This is a genomic window from Lipingzhangella halophila (assembly GCF_014203805.1).
Lineage (GTDB): Bacteria > Actinomycetota > Actinomycetes > Streptosporangiales > Streptosporangiaceae > Lipingzhangella > Lipingzhangella halophila.
This window is the reverse complement of the sequence record NZ_JACHJT010000001.1, coordinates 837282-859230: the sequence shown is the minus strand read 5'-3', so window position 1 is coordinate 859230 and position 21949 is coordinate 837282. Positions and strand designations below refer to the sequence as shown.

Sequence of the window (21949 nt, the reverse complement as noted above, 5' to 3'; positions counted from 1 at the left end):
TTGTTGGGTCCACTCCTACCTCGGTTGCCCTAAGGCGACGAACGCACGAGCAGACCCCAGAGCAGAACCGCGTATCGGCGGCTCTGTCCCGGCCGAGCTCCCACCGCGGCAGCAATGCCGAGTCCGCGGGCTCCTGGGAGAGAGACCGGGGCGTCGCCTGATGCCGCGGCGAACGCCCCGGTCCCCTCACTTCGTCCCGATGCCGATGGTGATGTCGTTGTGCAGGACCGCGCCCGGGTCGCCGCCGGAACGCTCACGCAGCATCCCGTCCAGCACCCGCAGCACACTGTCCCGCTGCTCCGCGGTCAGGCCAGAGATGAGCTGTACCGCGATGGGGTTGCTGGACGTGACCGTGTCCCAGTAGTGGCTGGCCGACCGGAACCGGCCCTCCCACGTCGCTGTCTCGGTGCGCACCGCCGTCAGGCCGGCCTGGACAAGCTTGCTGCGGAGCTTCTCGGGATCAGAAACCTGGAACGGCAGTGGTGGCGGATCCAGCGGCGGGGTGACCCCGGAGACAGCGGTCTTAATCGCCGACATGAAGAACGCGACGAACTCGGTCCGCTGTATCGCCCCGAACGCCACGACCGCGACACGGCCGCCCGGCTTGGTCACCCGGACCAGCTCGGCCAGACCTCCGTCGAGGTCCGGGAACAGGGACACGCCGTTGAGCGAGACGGACACGTCAAAGGTGTTGTCCGGGAACTCCAGGGCAGTCCCGTCCATGACCCGGCCCCGCAGGTTCGACAACCCTTCGGCCTCGGCGCGCGCCGCGAGCCGCTCGATCATGGTCGGGGCGATGTCGACGGCCACCGTTGGCGCGCCGCGGCGCGCCGCCGGAATGGCCAACGCTCCGGAGCCCGCCGCCACGTCCAGCACCCGCGTCCCGGGGCCGACGTCGAGACGGTCGATGATGTCCTCCCCCAACCGGAGTGTGTACGGCGAGACGTTGGCGTCGAAGCCCGGGGCGAGAGCGTCCCAGGCGGCGCGGATCTGCTCCGCGGTGGGTGCATCGGTAGTCATTTCCCCTTCCCCCTCCTCGCCGGTTCGCCCGGCCATGCCGCGGCCGAGCGGTCCGCGCCGCGGGGACGTCGACGCGATCGTCCGGGCGGATGGCCCCGCCCCGCTCGCGGACAGCTACCACAAGGATCCGGCGAACCAGGCGTGTGCCGCTTCGGGCGAACTACCCAATCGCGGTGGGCCGCCCCAATGGGTAATTCGGCGCAGGACGCCCGCTACACCAGTTTGTGCTGGTAGGCGAAGGCGGTGGCCGCCGCCCGCGAGGAGACACCGAGCTTGGGAAACATGTTGTCGAGGTGGCGGGCGACGGTCTTCTCGCTGATAACGAGGCGGTCGGCGATCTCCCGGTTGGTCGCGCCGGTAACCACCAGCTTGAGCACCTCCACCTCGCGCGGCGTCAGCCCGGCCGGGGCTTCCCGTCGCGCCGGCATGCCGGACAGCTCCGCGACCCGCGCGAGCGCCGGAGCGGCCCCGAGCTGTTCGAAGACATGCCGAACCGCGTCGAGCTCCATCTCCGCCGTGTCGTGGTCCTCCAGCTCGCGGCAGGCCCGAGCCATCAGCACGCGCACCCGGGCCGCCTCGTACGGGGCCTCCAGCTGGTGCCAGCTTGTCCAGGCACGACGCAGGGCCACGCACGAGCCGCGCGGGTGACCGTCGGCGAGCAGCACCGCGCCCCGCGCGGTGGCGGCCACGGCCCACAGGTAGGGCGCGTCGAAGTCCGCGGCGAGCACCTCAAGTTCGTCGGTTCCGGCCCGTGCCGCCTCGACGTCCCCGGCGGCGAGCATGATCTCCGCGTAGGCCGCCAACGCGCGGGAACGCGCCACCCGGTCGGACTCGGCCTCGTCCAGCACCCGGCGGACCGCCGCGGCCGCGTCCCCGACCCGCCCCTGGGCCAGGCGCAGCAGGGCCAGACCGGGCTGGATCGGGTGTCCGCACTCGCTGGCCTCGCGGTAGGCCTGCTCGGCCCGCGCGAACTCGCCGCGCAGCCGCAACAGCTCGCCCTGTTGGTACAGGGCCATCCCCAACACCGGGTCACCCGGGGGCTCGTTCAGGTGCGCGCAGGCCCGCCGAACCTCCTCCATGGCCTCCGGCCACTCCCCCCGGAGCTGCATGATCTCCGAGCGGTGTACCAGGCACTGGCCCCGGTAGGGTTTGAGATCCGGCTGCGCGGCGCACCAGCGGCTCAGCGCCGCCGTCCACTCCTGCGCCCGCCGAAGGTCGAAGATCTGGCGGCAGGCGAGAATCAGCGCGCAGTAGACGAGCCCGGCGGCAATCGGCGACACGTCCCCGGTTGTCACCGCGAGCATCGCCTCGTCGAGCATGGCCACCCCAGCGCCCGCCTCGCCCATGGCGACAAGCGCCTGCCCCCGACCGAGCCGGCTCAGCGCGACGAGATCCGGATCGCCGAAACGGTCAGCGATCTCGATGGCCTCGCCGAACACCGCGTACGCCGCCGACGGGTCACCACCCTCCAGGGACCGCAGGGCGCCCGGGAGGAGCAGGTATCCCCGCTCCACGCAGTCCAGCGGCTCTTCCGCCAGCAGCCGCTGGGCCCGGGCCAGCCAGCCCCCCGCCTGGGCGTGGTGCCCTCGCTGCACCAGAACGATCCCGAGCCAGAAGCCGCACCGCACCGCACGAGCGACCTCGCCCTGGTCAACGAGGGCGTGATGGGCACGCTGGAACGTCTCGACGGCGGCGGCGTCCGCACCGGTCAGGTACGCGGCCACAGCGAGCCGGTACAGGTCCGCGCCCGGCAGCGGCGTCTCCCCCTGTGCCGCCGACAGCTCCTCGTAGGCGGCTTTCCAGGCCCAACGCGCATAGGACTCGCGGCCCTGTGTCAGCACATCGGTGTGCATGGCGGCTCCCGGGCCAGGGCCATCGCTGACCACCAGCACCCAGCGTGCGCTGGGTATCTCTACCAGCATGCTACTGCGCGCGCCGTCCCGCCGTCCTGGTCCTGCCCGGCGCCCGAGCGGTCGCGCGCCGGAGCGGAGCCGGTAGGGCCGCTCCGGGGCTTCGGTCCCGCACGATCGAGGCAGCCCGCACGCGCCGGTTCCCGCGTCGCCGGGCTACGGGATGATCACTGCCCGGCCGTGGATCCTGCCGGCCTTCATCCGTTCGTAGACCTCGGGTGCCTGGTCCAGGCCGTAGCGTTCCACGTGGACGCGCACCGCGTCCTGCCGGGCCAGATCCACCAGTTCCATCAGCTCCGCCCGGGCGCCCCAGTAGGTGGTGCCCACAACCGCGCCGAAAGGCGGTGAGCCGAAGGAGACGGGCAGCGTACCCCCGCCGATCCCGACCAGGGTGATGGCGGCGTCCATCCCGACAACGTTCGCGGCCAGGTCGACCGTGGCCTGCGCCCCCACGAAGTCGAAGACCGCACTGGCGCCGGCACCGCCGCTCAGCTCCCGGATCGCGGACACCGCTTCCCCGTCCGAGGGAAGCGCGTGGTGGGCGCCGCTGCGCAGCGCGAGCTCCCGGCTCTCCTCGCGCACGTCCAGGGCCACAACTGTGGTCGCCGACATCGCACGCAGCAACTGGATCGCGACATGGCCGAGGCCGCCCACCCCGATCACCACCGTTGTGCTTCCGGCGTACAGCCGGGACTGAGAGCGCTTGATCGCGTGGTACGGGGTCAGACCGGCGTCGGTGAGCGGCACGGTGGTGACCGGGTCCAGGTCGCCGATCGGCACAACGTGGCGTTCGGAGTCCACCAGCACGTACTCCGCCAGCGCCCCTGGACTGCCCAGCCCCGGCGGCCGGATTCCCAGCTCCGCGGCGCGCGGGCAGTAGTTCTCCCGGCCCGTGGAGCACACCCGGCACACCCCGCAGCCCCACGGGCCGTAGACCACGACCGAATCGCCCACCCCAACCCGGCTGACCCCGCCTCCCAGCGCCACAACCCGGCCGGCGGCCTCGTGCCCCAGGGTGAGCGGCAGCGTGTAGGGGAAGGACTCGGCGGGCCAGCTCATCACCTCCAGGTCGGAGTGGCAGACGCCTGCCGCGGTGACCTGCAGCAGCACTTGTCCCGGCCCGGGTTCGGGCACCTCAACGCCGACAACCCGAGGTGGCTCGCCGACCTCCCGGTACTGCACGGCACGCATTCGCGGCCTCCTCCTGTGACGTGGCGCGCGGACGCCTCTCGATCCTCGTGTCAGCCTAGGTTTCGGCCCGAGCGCGGCCGAGGACCGTCCCGGGGCCGGTGTGTCGCCGTCCGCGGTGTCGACGGCGGGCCGTTGCGCCGCACCCGGCAGGGGCGGGTGCGGCGCTCTCGGGGTAACAGGCCCGGAGCCGGATCGGCGGGAAGCCGCCGTTAGCGGGTGCGGGCCTGTCGAGCCCGGCCCGGCGCGAAGGATCGCTCCCGGTGGCCGGGTGGCGGTACCGCCGGCGTGTTGCGCGGGCGGGTCAGGTCACCGTCCCGAAGGCATCGAGCCGCCGTAGCTCGTCGCCGGACAGGCGCACGTCGGCCGCGGCCACGTTGGCGCGCAGGTGGCTGACCCTGGTCGTCCCCGGAAGCGGGATGACCGCTACACCGTGGGCGGACTCCCGGTGGTGCACCCAGGCCAGTGCGATCTGTCCGGCTGTGGCGCCGTGCGCGTTGGCGATCTCGTCCAGGGCGGCGCGTACGCGGCTCGTGTCCGCACCGTCGGCGGTACCGGGCACCTCGTGGAGGACTCCGTGATCGGTCGGGGAATGGGCGACAACGGCCACCCCGAGATCGGCCACGGCGGGCAGCAACTCCCGTTCCATGCCGCGCTGGAGCACTGACCACCGTTCCTGCAGCGCCGCGACCGGATGGACGGCGTGCGCGCGCCGGAGGTCCTCCGCGGTCACGTTGGACAGCCCGATGGCGCGGATCTTTCCCTGCTCGATCAGTTCCACCAGGGTTGCGACGGTCTCTTCGATCGGCGTCCGCTCGCTGCGGTGGTGCAGGTAGTACAGGTCGATCACGTCGACGCCGAGGCGCCGCAAGCTCGCCTCACACGCCTGGCGGACATAGGCCGGATCGGCCCGGAACTCGTGGGACCCCCCGACGTCGTCGTGCCACACCAGACCGAACTTGCTGGCCAGCAGCACCTCGTCGCGCCGCGCTCGGATCGCCCGGCCGACGAGCTCCTCATTCCGGTAGGCGTCGGCGGTGTCCACCATGGTGACGCCCGCGTCGAGTGCGGCGCCGACAACGGCTGCCGGGTCGCGATCGCCCTCATCGGCGGTCTCTTCGCTCAACCGCATCGCGCCGAAGCCCTGGCGGCCGAAAGCACTCGGCGCCATTGCCTGCTGTGTTCCTGTCTGGGTAGTTGGCATGTCCGAACTCTAGGGTCACAACCGCGGTTAGGGTCCAGCTCTGGCCCTCGAATCACGAGCTTTTCCGCGCGTGCTCGGCTCCGCCCTCGGCGACGTCAGCGCAGCTTCCGCGAAGGACGCGCGCACGCCGGGAACCGGCATCCCGCCGTCATCGCGGAGCGCGCCCCGCAAGGGCGCCTTGCAGGGACGCTCTGGGAAACGACAGCGCCCATGCCCGGACAGTGCGGGGCCAGACTGGGTGGAAGCCGCACGTCAGGACCAAGGAGCCGCCGATGGCCAGGTAGCCGGCGAGCAGGGCCGGGGTCGGCTCGAACCCGGTGACCGTCAGGGTGAGCAGTCCGCAGCCCGCCAACAGGGCCGCCACACAGATTCGCACAACGCCCTGCGGTGCGTAGGGCAGGTTCGGCGGCTGCTCGAAGCGCTCCGCGAGCCGTACGAGGGGCCACAGCGCCAACGCCATGACGGCCACCCCGGTCCCGCTCCAGAGCAGCCATTCGGCGGTGAACGGCCGGGGGGTAGCCAGGTCGGCCCAGACCACCAGCACGGCGCTGAGAGCGGCCATCGGCAGCATGTGCCACAGGTAGACCGTCATCATCCGGGACTGTGCCCACGCCACCAACCGCGCCGCGCCCGGCCGGCGCCCCCAGGCGTTGATGTGCTCCCGCGCCAGGACCGCGAGCCCGACCTGCCCGGCTCCCAGAGCGGTCAGGGCCAGGGTGGGCGGATTGATGTTCGAGACCGCGGTGTCGAACACGCCGGTCATGTTCGGCGAGTAGAGGCCGGCCAGGACCACGCCCAGCGCGGTGGACCAGCCGCCCACGACCAGTACGGTTGCCGCGCGCCGGTTGAGCGCCCCGCTGGCGTAGCGCATGCCGAGCTGGTGCACGCCCACCCAGACCAGGGCGACGTTGAGGTAGCCGATCTCGGTCACCCCGGTGGCCAGACGCGCCAGGTCAACGGCGACCACCCCGGCCAGCAGACCGGCGCAGACCCACCATCCGGCGCGCTCCTCCCAGCGCAGCAGGGTCGGCGCCAGCACCACCACCATCAGATAGGCGGCCAGGAACCACAGCACCATGCCCGCGGCCCGCGCGCCACTGTGCACCGCCTCCTCCGGAACGCCCGCGGCGACCAGCAGGTACGCCAGGGGGACCCACAGCATGGCCAGAGGGACCACGGGCCAGACAAGCCGCCGCAGCCTGCGGGCGAGCCAGTCCGGTGCGTTCTGGGCGCGCTGGCGTGCCGAGCGCAGGCTGATCGCGTTCGCGGCACCACCGACAAAGAAGATCAGCGGCATAACCTGCACCACCCAGGTGAGCGCCCACGCCCCGGGCACATCCAGAACACTGCCGACGGTCACCCCGCCCCGGGTGGAGTCCAGCACGGGCATCGTCCAGTGCTGCAACACGACCAGCGCGATCACCAGCAGGCGCAGGGCGTCCAGGAAACAGTCGCGGACGGGTGCCCGTACGGCCGGGGTGCTTGGCGCACTGTGCGGGGCGGCCAGGGTCATGGCCATGGGGGGCCTCTCCCGTTCGGTGGAGGGTTGGACATACCCAAACCTAAGAACAGGGGCAGGCTAGTGGACATGAGGCTGACCCCCCACTTCCGACTGGTCAGCGCTCCCCCCTAGGTAGGGGTGGCCCTACCCGGAACAGGCACGTGTGCGGGGATGTCGGTGCCCTGGCGGCTCTCTAGTCTGGTGGTCATGTCAGCACTACTACGGCGGGCCGGCGCCGATCTCGTTTACCTTCTCTCCTCCTTCCCGATCGCCCTGATCGGGTTCGTCCTGCTCGTCCCCACCTTCGCGGCCGGCGTGGGCACGCTGCCCATCGGGATCGGGATTGCGGTACTGGCACTCAGCCTGCTCATCGCCCGCGGGTTCGCCGAGGTCGAGCGCCGCTCCCTACCCGCTGTGCTGGGCCACCCGGTGGCTCGGCCGCACTACCCCCGCACTCCGCAGGACGCGGGGGTCCTCCGCAGGCTGACGACCCCGTTGCGCGCCGGACAGAGCTGGCTGGACCTGCTCTACGGGGTGCTGATCCTTCCGGTATCGGTCATCACCTTCGCGGTGTCGGTGGCGTTCTCGGGGGCGGCCCTCCTCGCGATCACCCGCCCGCTGTACGGCTGGATTATCCGCCGTGCCGTGGGCGAGGACTACACCGACCTGCCCCGCCTACTCGGCCTGCCCAACACCAATCTGGCGGACTCGCTGTTCTACCTCGCCATCGGCCTGGTACTGGCGTTGCTCCTGCCGTTCGTGCTGCGCGGCTGTGCCCTGCTCCGCGCCCAGCTCGGCCGGGTCCTGCTCACTTCGGTCGGCGAGATGCAGGAGCGCATCGCCGACCTCTCGGAGAGCCGCGCGGCGGCCGTTTCGGCGGAGGCCGGTGCGCTGCGGCGGTTGGAACGTGACATCCATGACGGCCCCCAGCAGCGGCTGGTGCACCTGGCTATGGAGCTTTCCCGGGTCAAGCGCCAGATGGAGCGCGACCCCGACGCGGCGCGCGACACGCTCACCAGCGCGATCGGCGACACCCGGGAGACGCTGGACGAGCTGCGCGCGCTGTCGCGGGGCATCGCCCCGCCCGTGCTCACCGACCGTGGACTGGCTCCCGCCCTGGCCGCCCTGGCCGCACGCTGTCCGGTTCCGGTCACCGTGGACACCCAGGTGGAGGAGCGTTTTCCCGCCGCGGTGGAGAGCACGATCTACTTCGTCGCCGCGGAGTGCCTGACGAACATGGCCAAGCACAGCACGGCGAGCGCGGCGAAGGTGGTACTGTCCCGGACCAGGAACGGCCTGCTGCTGACCCTGGGTGACAACGGGGTGGGCGGCGCCCACCTGGCCAAGGGCCATGGGCTCGCGGGCCTGGCCGATCGGGTCAAGGCAGTCGAAGGCGAGCTGGTTGTTGACTCCCCCGAGGGAGGTCCGACAGTGGTCGCGGTGGAGGTGCCGTGCGCGTAGTGGTGGCTGACGACGCCGCGCTGATCCGTTCGGGCATCGTGGGGTTGCTGAAGGAGTTCGACTGCCAGGTGGTGGCCGAGGTCGGCGACGGCGACTCCCTGGTCCAGGCGATCGTGCAGCACCAGCCGGATGTGTCGGTGGTGGACGTGCGCATGCCGCCGTCCTTCACCGACGAGGGGCTGCGGGCCGCGGTGGCCGCCCGCCAGCAGGTACCGGGGAGCCCCGTGCTGGTCCTTTCCCAGTACGTGGAGGTCTCCTACGCTGACGACCTGCTGGCCGACGCGCGGGGGGCGGTCGGTTACCTGCTCAAGGACCGTGTGGTGGATGTCGACGAGTTCTTGGAGGGCCTCCGGCGAGTGGCCGCCGGGGGCACGGTGTTCGACCCGCAGGTGGTATCCCAGCTAATGGTGAGCCGGCGCGACGACCCGCTGGCGCCGCTGAGCCAGCGGGAGCGGGAGGTGCTCGCGCTGATGGCAGAGGGGCGCTCCAACCAGGCCATGGCCCGCTCCCTGGTGGTCAGCGACGGCGCGGTGGAAAAGCACATCCGCAGCATCTTCACCAAACTGGACCTGTACGCCGAGGACACCGACCACCACCGGCGGGTGCGCGCGGTGCTCACCTACCTCCGCTCCTAGCGTGGGACCGCGGGAGGAACACGGGGCTCAGGCACTCAGATCGGCCACCGGGGTGTGGAACTTGCCGATCAGCCCGTTGCGCAGCAGGCGGCTCGTTCCCGGTAGCCGCAGGGCTTTCATCACCCCGTAGCGCAGCCGCAGTCGCAGCGGGGACGAGGGCAGGAAGACGTTGGCGCCACGGCGGCGGACCACGGCCTGCCGGTCGTCGACCAGCGAGCGCACGCGGCGTTCGAAGTCATCCAGCGCCTCCGGCACCGAGTCGGCGGCGGCCAGGCGTTCAGCGAGCACGTAGGCGCCTGTGACACCCAGGGACGCGCCCTGGCCGGCGATGAGCGAAACGGCGTAGGCGGCGTCCCCCAGCAGCACGGTGTGCCCGTTCGACCAGCGGGGCAGCTCGATCTGCGCGACCTGGTCGTAGTAGAGCTCGTCGGACGGCGGGCAGTGGGCCAGCGCGCGCCGCGCCAGCCCGCCGAGGTGCTGGAAACGCTGCTGGAGCACCTCGCGGGGGTCCGCGGGCAGCGCCATGTCCGGCGAGCGGTGCACGGCGAAAACCGCGACCCTGTCGTCGCGGGTGGTGTAGAGCCCCAGTTGGGCGTCGACGTCGTCGAGCATCACGAACTTGCGGTCGACCCGGCGGGCCGTCTCCGGGTCGTCGAAGACGAAGGCGGCGGTGTGCATGCCGAGGTAGTACAGGTAGTCCTGCTCAGGGCCGAAGACGAGCGATCGGACGTGGGAGTGGATCCCGTCGGCCCCCACGACCATGTCGGCGTCGTGGATGGAGCCGTCGGACAGCGTGACCGTGGCACCGCCGGGGGTGTCGTCGATGTGGTCGATGGTGGTGGCGTAGCGCAGGTCGACCTTGTCCCCAACCGTCTCGCGGAGCAGGAGTTCCAGGTCGGGACGCAGGAGGGAGACGATTTCGCCCTTGGCGGCCTTCTCGAACGCGGCGTAGTCGACCCGCGCGCGCACTCGTTCCTCGCTGTCGATGTACTCGATGCCGTCGACGCGCCGGCCCAGCTCGTGCAGGCGCGACCGCAGGCCCATCAGGCCCAGGGTCTCGTAGCCGGGGCCGAAGAAGTCGATCATGTACCCCTGCGGGCGCGGCCCCGGGGCCTTCTCCACGACGCACACCTCCCAGCCGTGGTGGTGCAGCCGGGCGGCGGCGGCCAGTCCCGCGATTCCGGCCCCGCAGATGACGGCTCTCATGGTGTCTCGCCTACCTCTCGGTGTTGCGGTTGTTGTTCCGGCCCGCCAGCGCTCTCGTCCCCGATCGCGGTTATGCGGCGCACGGACGGTGTGATCGTGGCCGCGGTGATCGCCGGGTTCAGCGCCTTGTGCAGCACGAACCCGTCGAGGAGCGCCATGACGGCGGTGGCGGCGCTCTCGGGCGAGCCGTGCCCGGATCGGGCGAGCCGATCGGTGAGGTCCCGGCGGAACCGGTCGATGGCCTCGCCCAGTTCGGCGCGGAGCTGTTCGTCGCGCGTGGCGGTCATGAACGCCTCGCTCATGAGCAGCGTGAGCGGGTCCGGGCCGCCGTACTTCTCCAGGACGGACAGCAGTTCCTCGATGCCGGCTGTCGCGCTGGGCGCGGCGTCGAGCACCTCGGTGGTCGAGTCGAGGAACCGGCGGATCGTCCGCATGGCCGCCTCGCGCAGCAGGTCCGGCAGGGAGGCGAAGTGGTAGTGCACCAGCCCGGGCCGCACCCCGGCCCGCTGCGCGAGGATCCGGGTGCTCACCGAGTTCCAGCCGAGTTCCGCGATCAGCTCACCGGCGGTGGCCAGCAGCGTCTCGCGCACCTCTCGGCCCCGTTCGGCAGCGGTCGGGGGAACCATGCGCCCCTCCTTGGTCATATGCCTTGTTCGTTCGCCTTGGTCAATTGACCAATACGCTAGCACATCCCCGCCAGGGGGCAACAACGGTGTCCACCGTGCTGTTGGCCGCACCCGCGACCGCTCGGCAGGAGACCGCGGCGACCGTTGACGGCCACGTGGCGGACACCGTTGCCGAGATCCCCGTTCTCACCGATCCCGCGCGTGCGCCACCGCCACCGGGCAGCCGGAACGAACGGATCGGGAACCACGGGCGAACTCTCCCGGAACGCGCAATCCCCCGAAGAGCCCCATACGTCCCCTGGTGGCCAGCAATCACCATGTGCGCACACAACGGAGGCATATCGTGTTCCCGAAGCGTGGACTCACCCTCGCGGCCACCAGCGTCGCCGGCATCGCGCTCGCCCTGGGCGCGGCGCCACCCGCCCTCGCCGACGGGCCGGACACTCCCCCACACGTCATCGCGGCCATCCAGCAGGATCCGTGGGTGGAGCTCACGGAGGGCGACAGCGACTACCGGGTCGTCGCCGTCGGCTACTTCCTCCAGGAGTTCGGTGTGTACCTCGGCGAGGAGCCGCACCTGGAGTTCACCTCGAACATGACGTTCGCCGTCAACCAGTACCAGCTCAACAACGAGCTCATCCCCACTACCGGCAACCTCGACGAGGACACCTGGGGCAAACTCCGCGACGACACCGGACTGGTGCAAAGGGGGGACGACAGCATGCTGGTCGCCGGCCTGCGGCACTCCCTGACCTACCTGGGGCACGACAGCAATGACACGACCATGAACGAGTTCGGCCCGGAGATGGAGCAGGCGGTCAAGGACTTCCAGGAGAGCAAGGGCATCGACGCCGACGGGATCATCGGACCCATCACGTTCCGGGCGATGTACGCCGAGAGCGCCGAGGACGAGTAGTCCGTGGCCATCCCGGGGAGGCCATGGTCTCCCCGGGACTCTCGCGGTGGGCACACCGCGGTGGAGGCGTTGAGGGGCCCACCCGTGGCCGCGCTCGCGCCGGCCGGGCCCAGTCGCACGGCCGACTGCGGACAGGGTTCTCGACGGTGGTCCGCCGCGTGGTCATTATGGTCGGAGGGTCATATCGCAGGGACACAGACAATAAGGAAGCCCCGTGGAAGCGAACCCGCCCCTTCCTCCGGAGCTGCGCCCCACGCAGCCCGATGACCCGCAGTCCATCGGCCGCTTCCGGATTGTCGGCCGGTTGGGCGCCGGCGGCATGGGTGTGGTCTTCGGCGGACTGGACGAGTCGGCCCGCTGCGTGGCCGTCAAGACCATCCACGAACGCTACGCCGCCCAGTCACGGTTCCGCGAGATCTTCAGCCGCGAGGTGGAGCTGCTCACGCGGGTGGACGGGGTGTGCGTGCCGCGGGTGCGTGCCTCCGACGTGCGGGCCGCCACCCCGTGGATGGCCACGGGTTTCGTGCCGGGACGCACCCTGCGCCAGCACGTCACCGATATCGGGGTGCTCGACGGCGCGATGCTGCGGGCTTTCGCCGCCGGTACCGCGGAGGCCCTGGCGGCGATCCACGCGGCCGGGGTGGTGCACCGCGACATCAAGCCCGGCAACGTGATCCTGTCGCCGGACGGGCCGTACGTGGTGGACTTCGGCATCGCCACCGATGCCGAAGCGGGCGGGGATCCGGACGCGGCGTCGTCCTACGGCACGCCCGGCTGGGTGTCCCCGGAACGGTATCGCGGCGAACCCGGCACCGCCGCGACCGACGTCTTCGCGTGGGGCGGCCTGCTGGTGCTGGCCGCCACCGGCCGCGCCCCCTTCGGCGAAGGTACTCCGGACGAGCTGAAGGAAAGGGTGCTGCACGGCGACCCCGACCTGGACGGTGTCCCCGATGAGCTGCGGGACCTGGCCAGCCGGGCGCTTGCCAAGGACCCCGAGGCGCGTCCCGCCGCCGAGAGTGCCCTGCGCGACCTGCTGGTTGCCGCCGGCGCGGAGCCGTCCCCCGAGGAGTCGCTCCCGTCCCTCGGCGGCCAGCTGCGGACCCTGCTCACCGAAGTGTGGCGCGGGATCGACGCCGCGGGCCACCATTCGGCCACCTGGGCGGCGCTGGGGGCCGCGGCTGGTGCCGCCGCGGCCCCCGCGGTGACGGTCGGTGCGGCTGCCGTAACGGCGGGGGCCGCGGCGCCGGCCGGAAGCAGTGCGGGCAGCGGCGCGGGTGCGGGTGGCGTGCTCGCGTGGCTCACCGGCGGAACCGGGGTCAAGGCGGCGGCCATCACGGCCGGCGCCGTCGTGGCCACAGGGGCCATAGCCACCGGTGGCTACTTCGCCGTCGAGGAGTTCGCGGGCCCCTCCCCCCAGGAACGGGTGGCGGCCGCGGCGCAGCTCGTGGAGGACGGGGAAGGCTTCACCGCCGAGATGACGGTGCAGTACACCCCCGACTACGCGGCGGAGCAGGCGGACGCCGACGCCGACGCCGAGACCGTGCTGAACGAGAGCCGGGAGGTACACACCCTGCGCTACACCAACGGCGACCCCGAGATCTTCGCGAGCGAGACGGTCTCCGGGAACCAGGGCGGCACCGAGTTCCCGGTGACCGTCGTGAACCACGGCGGCGACATCTATATCTACCGGACCCTGCAGTACGGGGTGACCAACCGCGGCGTCTACGCATCGGGGGAGGAGGCCCCCCGCAGTTACGGCCCCGTGGCCGTGGCCGACCCGCTGCGGTCCCTCGCCGCGGCCGAGGAGATTACCGAGGAGTCCACCGGTGACGGCACGACCGAGCTGTCCGGCCCACTGACCGGACACGTGTTCACCGAGACCATAGAGCAACCCGAGGGGGTCAACTCCGCGCAGGTATCCGTCGCCGGGCAGGTCGACGAGGAACCGGGGACGGGAAACCTCACTCTGGACGACGACGACCGGCCGCTGCTCCTGGAGTACGAGACCGACCGCTGGGAGGTGGAGATCGACTTCACCGCCGTGGACGAGCCGGTCGCGGTCGAGGAGCCCGACACCCGCACCCCCGCCAACACCCTGATCCCGGAGGAGGGGCCGGAGTCCGGCTTCGAGCCCGGCGATCCCTACGGTCCGGTGCTCGTGTCCGCGCCCGAGTGCGGCGAGTTCGACGACCCGGAGGGCGTCACCTGGCGGGTGCGCGCCGACTCCTGGGATGTGGCGTGCGAGGAAGCGGACCGTGTGGTCGAACAGTACTTCGCGCTGGAGGGCGAGGACTATTTCGCCGTCACCAACGAGATCGGCCCTGACGTCCTCGCCTACATAATCGAGGACGACTGGCTGTGCACCGGAACGTGGGTGGTCGAGTTCAACCCGACCGGATGCCACCCCGGCGGCTACACCGGCGGCGACCCCCCGTACGAGTACGACGAGACCTCGACCGCGATCTCGTTCCAGGTACCCGGCTCGGTATTCGACGACTGAACGGCCGGGGAACCCGGGAGGTTCCCCGGCTTCGCGGCTACAGGTTGATCATGTGTCCCGCGATGCCGTGGATCGCCTCCTGGATGGCCTCGGACAGTGTCGGGTGCGCGTGGATGTTGCGCGCGACCTCGTCGGCGGTGAGGTCCCACTTCTGCGCCAGGGTGAGCTCGGGGAGCAGCTCGGTGACATCAGGGCCGATCATGTGGGCGCCGAGCAGCTCGTTGTACCTGGCATCGGCGATGATCTTGACGAAGCCCGCGGTCTCCCCCAGCCCGTGCGCCTTACCGTTGGCCATGAACGGGAACTTGGCGATCTTGACGTCGTAGTTCAGCTCCCGGGCCTGCTCCTCGGTGTAGCCGAAACTGGCGATCTGCGGCTGGCAGTAGGTCGCCCGCGGCACCATGACGTAGTCGATCGGGAAGGTCTCGGCCCCGGCGATGGTCTCCGCGGCGACGATCCCCTGCGCCTCGGCGGTGTGGGCCAGCAGCAGCTTGCCGGTGGCGTCGCCGATCGCGTGGATGTTGGGCGCCGACGTGCGCATGTAGTCGTCGATGTCGATGGCGCCGTGCCCGGTCAGCCGGACACCGGCCCGGTCCAGGCCGTATCCCTCGACGCACGGGGCGAAGCCGATGGCCTGCAGCACCTTGTCTGCCTGCAGCACCTCACTCTGGTCGCCCTTGGTCACGGTGACCGTGACCTTGTCGCCGCTGTCGTCGATGGCGTCGACCCGGGTGGACGTGCGGACCTTGATTCCGAGCTTCTTGAACTGGCGGTTGAGCTCCTTGGCGACCTCGGCGTCCTCCAGCGGCACCATGCGGTCCAGGAACTCGACGATGGTGACGTCCACGCCGTAGTTGGCCATGATGTAGCCGAACTCGACGCCGATGGCTCCGGCCCCGGCGATGATGACGCTGTCCGGCAGCTCGCTGCGCATGATCTGTTCCTCGTAGCTGACCACGCGCTCGCTGAGCTGGGTCCCGGGCAGCAGCTTGGTGGTGGCGCCCGTGGCGACGATGCAGTGGTCGAACGTGAGGGTTTCGGTGCCGCCGCTGTTGAGTGCGACGTCGAGGGAGGTGGCGGAGGTGAACGTGCCCCAGCCGTCGTACTCGGTGATGTTGTTCTTCTTCATCAGGAAGTGCACACCGTTGACCCGGCCATCGGCGGCCTCGCGGCTGCGCGTGTAGGCCGTGCCGTAGTCGAGGTGCACGTCACCGTCGAAGCTGATCCCGAACCTGGCGGCATCGTGCGTCACGAGCCGCGCGAGCTCGGCGTTGTGCAGCAGCGCCTTGCTCGGGATGCACCCGACGTTGAGACAGACCCCGCCCCAGTACTTGGCCTCCACAACAGCTACCGACTTGCCCAGTTGCGCCGCGCGAATGGCGGCGACGTACCCGCCGGGCCCGGCTCCGAGAACGACGACATCGAAGTGTGCACTCATGGCCGCCAGCTTACGGGAGCGCTCCAAGATTGCGCTGGCCGGGCACAACCGCGTGGTCCGCAGGATTCGGCGCGCAGGACGCGCCCGTACGCGGCCAACGTGGCAGGTTCACCCGGGCGGCCGTGCCCGGGCCGGGGAACCGAAGCGCTTGGCCGGCCGTGTCCCCGGCCGCCCAGGGGCCTGGCGGATCATCGACGGGACGGAGCGCCACCCGGCCGCGTCCACCAGTTCGGCGGACGCCATTCCTCCTGACCTGAATCGGGGAATACGGCCAAGGCACATTCCATTCCCGGGTGCGGTTCGCGCCGCCCTCGGTGGCGCCGCGGCCTCCTCGAGCGCACCTCGCATTGGCGACGATCCGGATACAACGGACAAGAATTCCTGGTTTTCTCCCACTGGCCGCCCCGCTCAGATCCCGCACGCCTCGCACGAATTACGTGGTACGCCCTTCCTGGTTTATTCCGAACCACCCCGATGTGCGCAGATATTCGGCCCGCCGATAATGCGGCAGACTTCTGCCACTCGAAGACAACAGCACCCCGAACCTGCTCCACAGGCACCCGGAATAATGTGACCGGAAAACCACGGACAACGGTTTCTCCTGTGCGAATCTCGGGGACCTGACCGGTGCCGATACGCAGAAGGCGCTCGGCGTGCACGGAACACCCAAAAACACCGAGGAAGGACGTGATGGCATGACCGGAGACACACTCGTCTACGAGCCGCCGGTTCTGGTCGAGGTCGGCGACTTCACCGGCCTCACCCTCGGTTACGGACCACTCCCCCTCTACGACGGGGTCACCTTCGGCCTCCTTCCCTAGCCCCTGGGAAGCGTTTGGTGAACGTGTGCCGCGTTCACGCACACTTCGCCACACACCCCGCTGGCCAACAATCCCGGCGTGCGGCCACGTCGCCCACCTCCGGAGTCGACCGACCGGCCGCACGAACCGGCGCGGGCCCTGACCCCGCCCGCACGGCCCGGCCGCCGCCTCGCGGCGGCCGGGCCCCTCCCCTGCGAATCCACCAGGAAGGATCCGAGTGCTTGACGACTCCCCCTGGTTCGTGGTTCTCCCCGACACCGGCGCCGGCGCTGCCGCCGCGCGCTCGCTGGGAGCCGCCGCTGACCACGTAATCCCCCATGACTCCGGGCGCCCATGGCTCATGGGTCGCTGGAGCGCCGGCGAGGTGACGACGGCCCACGCCGGCCCGGCGCGCATCGCCCTGTTCGGACATTCCACGGCCACCGCCACCGACCTGTCCCGAATGGTCGGCGGCGCCGACATCTCCGCGATCGAGGAACGCACCCGCGACCTCCCCGGATGCTTCCACCTCGCGGCGACGATCCACGGCCGCGTCTGGGCGCGCGGAACCGCCTCCGGTGTGCGACGGCTGTTCTACCGCGAGGTCGGCGGTGCGACCGTTCTCGCCGACCGCGCCGGTGTCATCACCGGACGCGGGGCCGACCTTGACAAACGCGCCCTCGTGCTCCGCCTCCTCATCCCGGCACTCACCGAGGACCTGGAGGACCGTTGCCCGTGGCGCGGAACCCGCCCGGTCCCGGCCGGCAACGCGGCCATCCTGGAACGCGACGGCACCCTGCGCACGTCGGTGTGGTGGCGCGCCGCCGAGCCCGACCGCTCCCCCGCCGACGGTGCCGCCGGAATCGCCGAAGCGCTCTCCGACGCGGTGGCCGCCCGCGCCTCCCGCCACGCCACCCTCAGCGCCGACCTCTCCGGCGGCTGGGACTCCACCAGCCTGTGCTTCCTCGCGTCGCGCACCAATTCCCGCCTGGTGACCTACCGGTGGGACTCCACCGACGACGGCAACGACGATGGCGCGTGGGCCGCCCGTGCCCGCGAGGCGCTTCCCGACGCCGAGCACCACGTCGTAGCCTCCGACGACCTTCCCCTCTGGTTCGCCGACCTCGACTCCCCCGGCCCCGTTCTGGACGAACCGCTCCGGTGGGCGCGCGTGCGCGCCAGCACAATGGAGAACGCCCGCAGGATCGCCGCGACGGGGTCGCGCCTGCACCTCAACGGCCAGGGCGGCGACGAGTTGTTCGCGGGAAACTCGCTGTACCTGCACGACCTGTTCGGTCGGCGCCCCCTGGCCGCGTGGCGCCGCGCCAAGGGCTACCGCGCACTGCTGCGCTGGCCCGCCAAGGAGACACTCCGGCAACTGGTCGACCGGAGGGGATACGCGAGCGCGCTGCACCGCACGGCCACATCGCTCGACGCCCCGCTCATCACGCCCAGTACGCCCCACCTGGGGTGGGTCAACCCCGTCCGACTGCCCCCGTGGGTGACGCCGGACGCGCGCGGCGTCGCCGCGGCGGCGATCCGCGCCAGCGCCGCGCGCGCCGAACCGCTGGCGCCACAGCGCGGCCCGCACGCCAAGTACCAGGCCGTGCGCACATCGGGCCTGGGTATGCGCGTGTTCGGGCAGCTGTACCGGAGCGCGGGCGTGGAGCTGACCAGCCCGTACCTGGACGACGCGGTCGTGTCCGCGGTCATGCGCGTGGACGGCGCCGAACTGTGCGACCCGTACCGGTTCAAGCCGCTCCTCGCCGACGCCATGCGCGACATCGTGCCCGGCGAGATCCTGGCCCGGCGCACCAAGGGCGAGTTCAGCGCCGACGCGTTCACCGGGCTGAAGCGCCACAAGGCGGCGCTGCTGGCACTGACCGAGGACATGCACCTGGCCCGCTTGGGGGTCGTCGACCCCGGCGGGCTGCGCGCCGCCATCATCGGGTCGCACACCGACTCGGCCCTCTTCGCACACATCGAATGCACGCTCGGCATCGAGACCTGGCTGCGCCACGCCCACCGCGGCGACCCGGCCGGCGCACCCACTGACCGGAACCGGACCCCCGGGGAGACCACATGCCCCTGACTCTGCGACCCGACGTCTCCACCGTCCCCACCGACGACGGCATGGTGCTGCTCGACGAACGCGCCGGCCGCTACTACCAGCTCAGACGCCCAGAGTCACGCCTAGATCGGTGATGTGGGCGGGTGGTTGGACATCCGACGAGGGCAGCGAAGGCGGTGTGGGTGGGCCAGCCCGCGATGATCGGTGCGGGTGCCCGTTCCGTGGTGACCGCGGCGACCGCCGGTTACGGCGTTGGGGCACGTGTACTGGTGCGCGATACTCCCGTCCACGGACGCGCTCCCGAATCGGGTAGCGCCCGGAAAACGCCCCTGGCCCACCCCGGAACACTCACCCAGCAGTTTTCTGCGCCTCCGTAGGAAGAAAGTGCGGGGGCGCCGCAGGGCCCTCCCTGTCCGGATACGGTCAGCCGCGCAACTAAGTGGGTGCGGGGAGCGTCAGAGGGGAGCGTCACATGGCCGACGCCCCCGAGGCCCTTTCCATAGGAGAGCCATGCACCCCCCGAACCCGCCGCGCCCCACGCCCTCCCCGGAGATGCCGGGTACATTGCGCGCGCTGCGCGTACTTCTCTACATCAACGCGGCACTCAGCGTGGTCGCCTTACTGGGACTGTGGGCGGCACAGAGCCTGGTGTCAGACGCGGTCGACTCAAGTTCCGTCAGAGAGACCGCGGAGTTCAACCGCCAGTTCGAGAGCGATACCGGAGGGCTCACCTACGAGCAGTTCCAGCCTCTTATGACCTGGGGCATCATCGAGGGCTTGGTGCTGGGGGTCGCCTACCTGGTCTTCGCGGCCAAGCTCCGCGACGGCACCCGAAAGCTCCAGACCGGCCTGCTGTGCATGTTCGGCTATGCGGTGATCAGCGAGGTGGTGGTGCTGGTGATGTGGCCGAGCCTGGCTTTCCAGGGCTTGGGCCAGATAATCGGGCACATAGTGCTCGTCGTGATGGTCGTACTGACGCTGAGCCCGACCTCGCGGGAGTACTTCGCGGCGAACACCCCCGGAGCCCGGTAGCCGCGCCGGGCCAGGCACAGCCGAGGGCCGCCCCTACTCGGATGCGGCACCGTCCGCGCGCGGTGGGCGGGCTCCCCTCCACAGCAGCGCCACGGCCGCGAGCCGGATGTTCTCGCGCTGGGCCTCATGGTCCATGGTGCGCTGGCGCAGGTAGGCGACGAACAGGCCGATCACCGCACCGAGCCCGGACGCGCACCCGAAGAGGATGCGCAGCAGGTCGAACAGGGTGTCCGCGTCGAGCGTCCGCTCCGGTTGGCTCCTCTGAGGCCCCGGCAGTCGGACCAGGCCGAGCGTGCTCACCAGGCAGAGGGACCTACGAGGGCGGCTGCCAGAAAGAGCGTGGGCAGGAAGGGCCACGGCCCCAGGCCGCCGGTCACGAGTCCGCGGGAAGCTCTTCAAGCGCGTGCGCCATGATGCGACACTGATTCAGGTTCGGCCGCGCGAGATGGAGAGAAAATCATGTCGTTCGATCCCCCACCATCCGCGATGACCCCCCTTGAGGATCAGGACCCGACATCCATCCCGCCGTTTCGGGTGAAGGGCCGGCTGGGCGCGGGAGGTATGGGGGTCGTCTACGGCGCCGTATCCCCGGATGGGGACTGGGTCGCCATCAAGGTGATCCGCGACGAGTACGCCAAGGACGCCGGATTCCGGGCCCGCTTCGCACGCGAGACCGACCTGGTGCAGCGCGTGCGAGCCCCGTGCATCGCACCCGTGCTGGCGGCCGAGACGGATGGCCCGCGCCCGTGGTACGCCACGCCGTACGTCCCCGGGCCGACACTGTCCCAGCACATCAGCGCCGCTGGAGCACTCCCGGCCAGCCGGGTGCGCGTGCTGGCGCTGGGGATGGCTGACGCCATCGCGGCCATCCATGACGCCGGGGTCGTCCACCGCGACCTGAAACCAACGAACGTGATCCTGGCGCCTGACGGGCCGAAAGTACTGGACTTCGGCATCGCGCGCGCGGTCGACGAGACCGCCATCACCAGTACGGGACAGCTCGTGGGGTCGCCCGGCTGGGTCAGCCCCGAGCGGTTCCGCGGTGACAGCGGCCCTCCGGCCGACGTGTTCTGCTGGGGCGCGCTCGTCGCCTACGCGGCCACCGGGCGCCCTCCGTTCGGGTCCGGCAGCGCCGAGACTCTCATGTACCGGGTGCTGCACGCGGAACCCGATCTCGTGGGCATTCCCGAGGGACTGGCCGAGCCTGTCGCCCTCGCGTTGAGCAAGGACCCGCACCAGCGTCCCGCTTCCGCGGAGCTCGCCCGGCGGTGCTCTGGTGCGGACCACCCGGCCACTACGGAGGTCACGACGCTCGTCGAGAGCGCTATCGTTCGTCATTGGCCACGGGACTCCGCTGCCGCTTCCCCGCCTGGTGGGCAGGGCACCGACGACGGCAACGCGTCCCAGCCCGCTCCAGCGGGTCGCCGGTTCACGCGTCTCTCGGTCGTTCTCGGGGCGGCCACGGCGCTCGCACTGAGCGCCGCGATAGGAACCTGGGTCTCGGTGTGGGACGGCGAACCCGAACAACCCAACGGGGCCTCCGACCAAGGCACTCCGGCCGCTTCCAGCCCCGCGGCGCCCGAGCACTCCCCGAACACGGAAGCCGAGCCATTGCGGTTCGCCGCGCTTCTTCCCGAGAGCGGGCCGCTCGACTTCATCGAGCCGCCCGCGAAGGCCGGTATCGACCTCGCCGTTGCGGATATCAACGAGGCCGGCGGGGTCCGCGGAACGGAACTCCCCGACGCGGAAGGCTTCGACGAAGGCCAAGAGCCCGGCGACGTGATCCGCGCCTCGGACGACATCCTCCACGAGGGTGTCGACGCCGTGATCGGCCCAACGACGTCGAGCTCTGTTCTCTCGGTCATTGACCGCTTCGCCAGCGCCGACGTGGTGATGTGCTCGGGGTCCGCGGAAGCGCCCGAGCTGACCGAGACCACCGAGGCCCTCTTCTTCCGCACGGTTCCCGCGGCGGAGGAGAACGACTCGGCTGAGACGGAGCTGTCGCAGTACGATCCCCCGGCTGGTTTCAAGGAGCGGCTGGTGGAGTTCACCGACGATCTCGAGGAGTTCCACTTCTCGGCGCACTACTACGACTGCGTGGTCACCGTCGCGTTGGCGTCCGAAGCGGCGGGGAGTTCCGAGGCGTCGGAGATCGCGCAGAGCATGGCGCGCGTGACCCAGGACGGTGAGTCCTGCTCTTCGTTCGGTGAGTGCCGTGACCTGCTAGAGGATAGTCGGGAGATCGACTACCAGGGGGCCAGCGGACCGATCGCTTTCGACGACAATGGCGATGTGACCGAAGGCTCCTGAGGGCAGGCGGTGCCAGCCAAGCACCGTGCCGTGGGTGGCGAGCCTCGGGAGCCCCACGGGCCCCTCCCCGGGGCTCGACGGCGCATGGCGGCCATCGACACCGGCGACCTTCGCGTCCGCACACCTCGTGG

General features: G+C 70.7%; 18 protein-coding genes. 9 read left to right on the top strand and 9 right to left on the bottom strand.

The annotated features are described in order from the left end of the window. Positions 1-186: 186 nt before the first annotated feature. From F4561_RS03985 to F4561_RS03965, 5 genes are all read right to left on the bottom strand, one after another. Positions 187-1020: a class I SAM-dependent methyltransferase gene (locus F4561_RS03985; RefSeq protein ID WP_184574871.1), complete on the bottom strand. Its 834-nt coding sequence runs from the start codon at positions 1018-1020 to the stop codon at positions 187-189. A gap of 212 nt (positions 1021-1232) precedes the next feature. Beyond that, entirely contained in the window at positions 1233-2942 is a 1710-nt protein-coding gene (locus tag F4561_RS33115) for a LuxR family transcriptional regulator (RefSeq protein ID WP_281384024.1), read from the bottom strand. Between the two features lie 144 nt (positions 2943-3086). Next, positions 3087-4121 carry an NAD(P)-dependent alcohol dehydrogenase gene (locus F4561_RS03975; RefSeq protein WP_184574869.1) on the bottom strand — a complete coding sequence of 345 codons (1035 nt, stop codon included), beginning with the start codon at positions 4119-4121 and terminating at the stop codon, positions 3087-3089. A 301-nt stretch (positions 4122-4422) separates the two neighbouring features. Continuing rightward, positions 4423-5322: an aldo/keto reductase gene (locus F4561_RS03970; RefSeq protein WP_221445359.1), complete on the bottom strand. Its 900-nt coding sequence runs from the start codon at positions 5320-5322 to the stop codon at positions 4423-4425. Positions 5323-5470: 148 nt separating this feature from the next. Continuing rightward, the gene (locus F4561_RS03965; protein WP_246437130.1) at positions 5471-6841 is read right to left on the bottom strand and encodes an acyltransferase family protein; all 1371 of its coding nucleotides are present in this window, start codon (positions 6839-6841) and stop codon (positions 5471-5473) included. A gap of 189 nt (positions 6842-7030) precedes the next feature. On the opposite strand from F4561_RS03965, the gene F4561_RS03960 reads away from it, so the two are divergent. After that, positions 7031-8284 carry a sensor histidine kinase gene (locus F4561_RS03960; RefSeq protein WP_184574866.1) on the top strand — a complete coding sequence of 418 codons (1254 nt, stop codon included), beginning with the start codon at positions 7031-7033 and terminating at the stop codon, positions 8282-8284. Next, positions 8275-8919: a response regulator transcription factor gene (locus tag F4561_RS03955; protein WP_184574864.1), complete on the top strand. Its 645-nt coding sequence runs from the start codon at positions 8275-8277 to the stop codon at positions 8917-8919. Before F4561_RS03960 ends, F4561_RS03955 begins: the two co-directional genes overlap by 10 nt. Before the next feature lie 27 nt (positions 8920-8946). Here the strand turns inward: F4561_RS03955 and F4561_RS03950 are convergent, their stop codons facing one another. Together F4561_RS03950 and F4561_RS03945 are read right to left on the bottom strand one after the other, a co-directional pair. Beyond that, a complete protein-coding gene (locus F4561_RS03950) occupies positions 8947-10125 on the bottom strand; it encodes an FAD-dependent monooxygenase (RefSeq protein ID WP_184574862.1) in 1179 nt (392 codons plus the stop codon). After that, on the bottom strand, positions 10122-10751 hold the full coding sequence (locus F4561_RS03945) for a TetR/AcrR family transcriptional regulator (protein WP_184574860.1): 630 nt from the start codon (positions 10749-10751) through the stop codon (positions 10122-10124). The genes F4561_RS03950 and F4561_RS03945 overlap by 4 nt, the downstream gene beginning before the upstream one ends. A gap of 343 nt (positions 10752-11094) precedes the next feature. Here F4561_RS03945 and F4561_RS33565 point away from each other — a divergent pair, with 343 nt between their 5' ends. Next, positions 11095-11667 (top strand): peptidoglycan-binding domain-containing protein, encoded by a 573-nt coding sequence (locus F4561_RS33565; RefSeq protein ID WP_184574858.1) that lies wholly within the window; start codon positions 11095-11097, stop codon positions 11665-11667. 214 nt (positions 11668-11881) lie between these two features. Beyond that, a complete protein-coding gene (locus F4561_RS03935) occupies positions 11882-14167 on the top strand; it encodes a serine/threonine protein kinase (RefSeq protein WP_184574856.1) in 2286 nt (761 codons plus the stop codon). Positions 14168-14204: 37 nt separating this feature from the next. Here the strand turns inward: F4561_RS03935 and lpdA are convergent, their stop codons facing one another. Further along, entirely contained in the window at positions 14205-15605 is a 1401-nt protein-coding gene (gene lpdA / locus F4561_RS03930; RefSeq protein WP_184574854.1) for a dihydrolipoyl dehydrogenase, read from the bottom strand. Between the two features lie 695 nt (positions 15606-16300). Here lpdA and F4561_RS03925 point away from each other — a divergent pair. The 4 genes from F4561_RS03925 (at position 16301) to F4561_RS03910 (ending at position 19508) form a co-directional block, all read left to right on the top strand. Further along, on the top strand, positions 16301-16426 hold the full coding sequence (locus tag F4561_RS03925) for a lasso RiPP family leader peptide-containing protein (protein ID WP_184574852.1): 126 nt from the start codon (positions 16301-16303) through the stop codon (positions 16424-16426). Positions 16427-16643: 217 nt separating this feature from the next. Then, entirely contained in the window at positions 16644-18497 is a 1854-nt protein-coding gene (locus F4561_RS03920; protein WP_184574850.1) for an asparagine synthase-related protein, read from the top strand. Further along, positions 18488-18610 carry a hypothetical protein gene (locus tag F4561_RS33105; protein ID WP_281384021.1) on the top strand — a complete coding sequence of 41 codons (123 nt, stop codon included), beginning with the start codon at positions 18488-18490 and terminating at the stop codon, positions 18608-18610. Before F4561_RS03920 ends, F4561_RS33105 begins: the two co-directional genes overlap by 10 nt. Positions 18611-18986: 376 nt before the next feature. Then, a complete protein-coding gene (locus tag F4561_RS03910; RefSeq protein ID WP_184574848.1) occupies positions 18987-19508 on the top strand; it encodes a hypothetical protein in 522 nt (173 codons plus the stop codon). Between the two features lie 33 nt (positions 19509-19541). On the opposite strand, the gene F4561_RS03905 is transcribed toward F4561_RS03910, so the two are convergent. Next, positions 19542-19808 carry a hypothetical protein gene (locus tag F4561_RS03905; protein ID WP_184574846.1) on the bottom strand — a complete coding sequence of 89 codons (267 nt, stop codon included), beginning with the start codon at positions 19806-19808 and terminating at the stop codon, positions 19542-19544. Positions 19809-19967: 159 nt separating this feature from the next. On the opposite strand from F4561_RS03905, the gene F4561_RS03900 reads away from it, so the two are divergent. Continuing rightward, on the top strand, positions 19968-21818 hold the full coding sequence (locus F4561_RS03900; protein WP_184574844.1) for a protein kinase domain-containing protein: 1851 nt from the start codon (positions 19968-19970) through the stop codon (positions 21816-21818). Positions 21819-21949 lie beyond the last annotated feature (131 nt).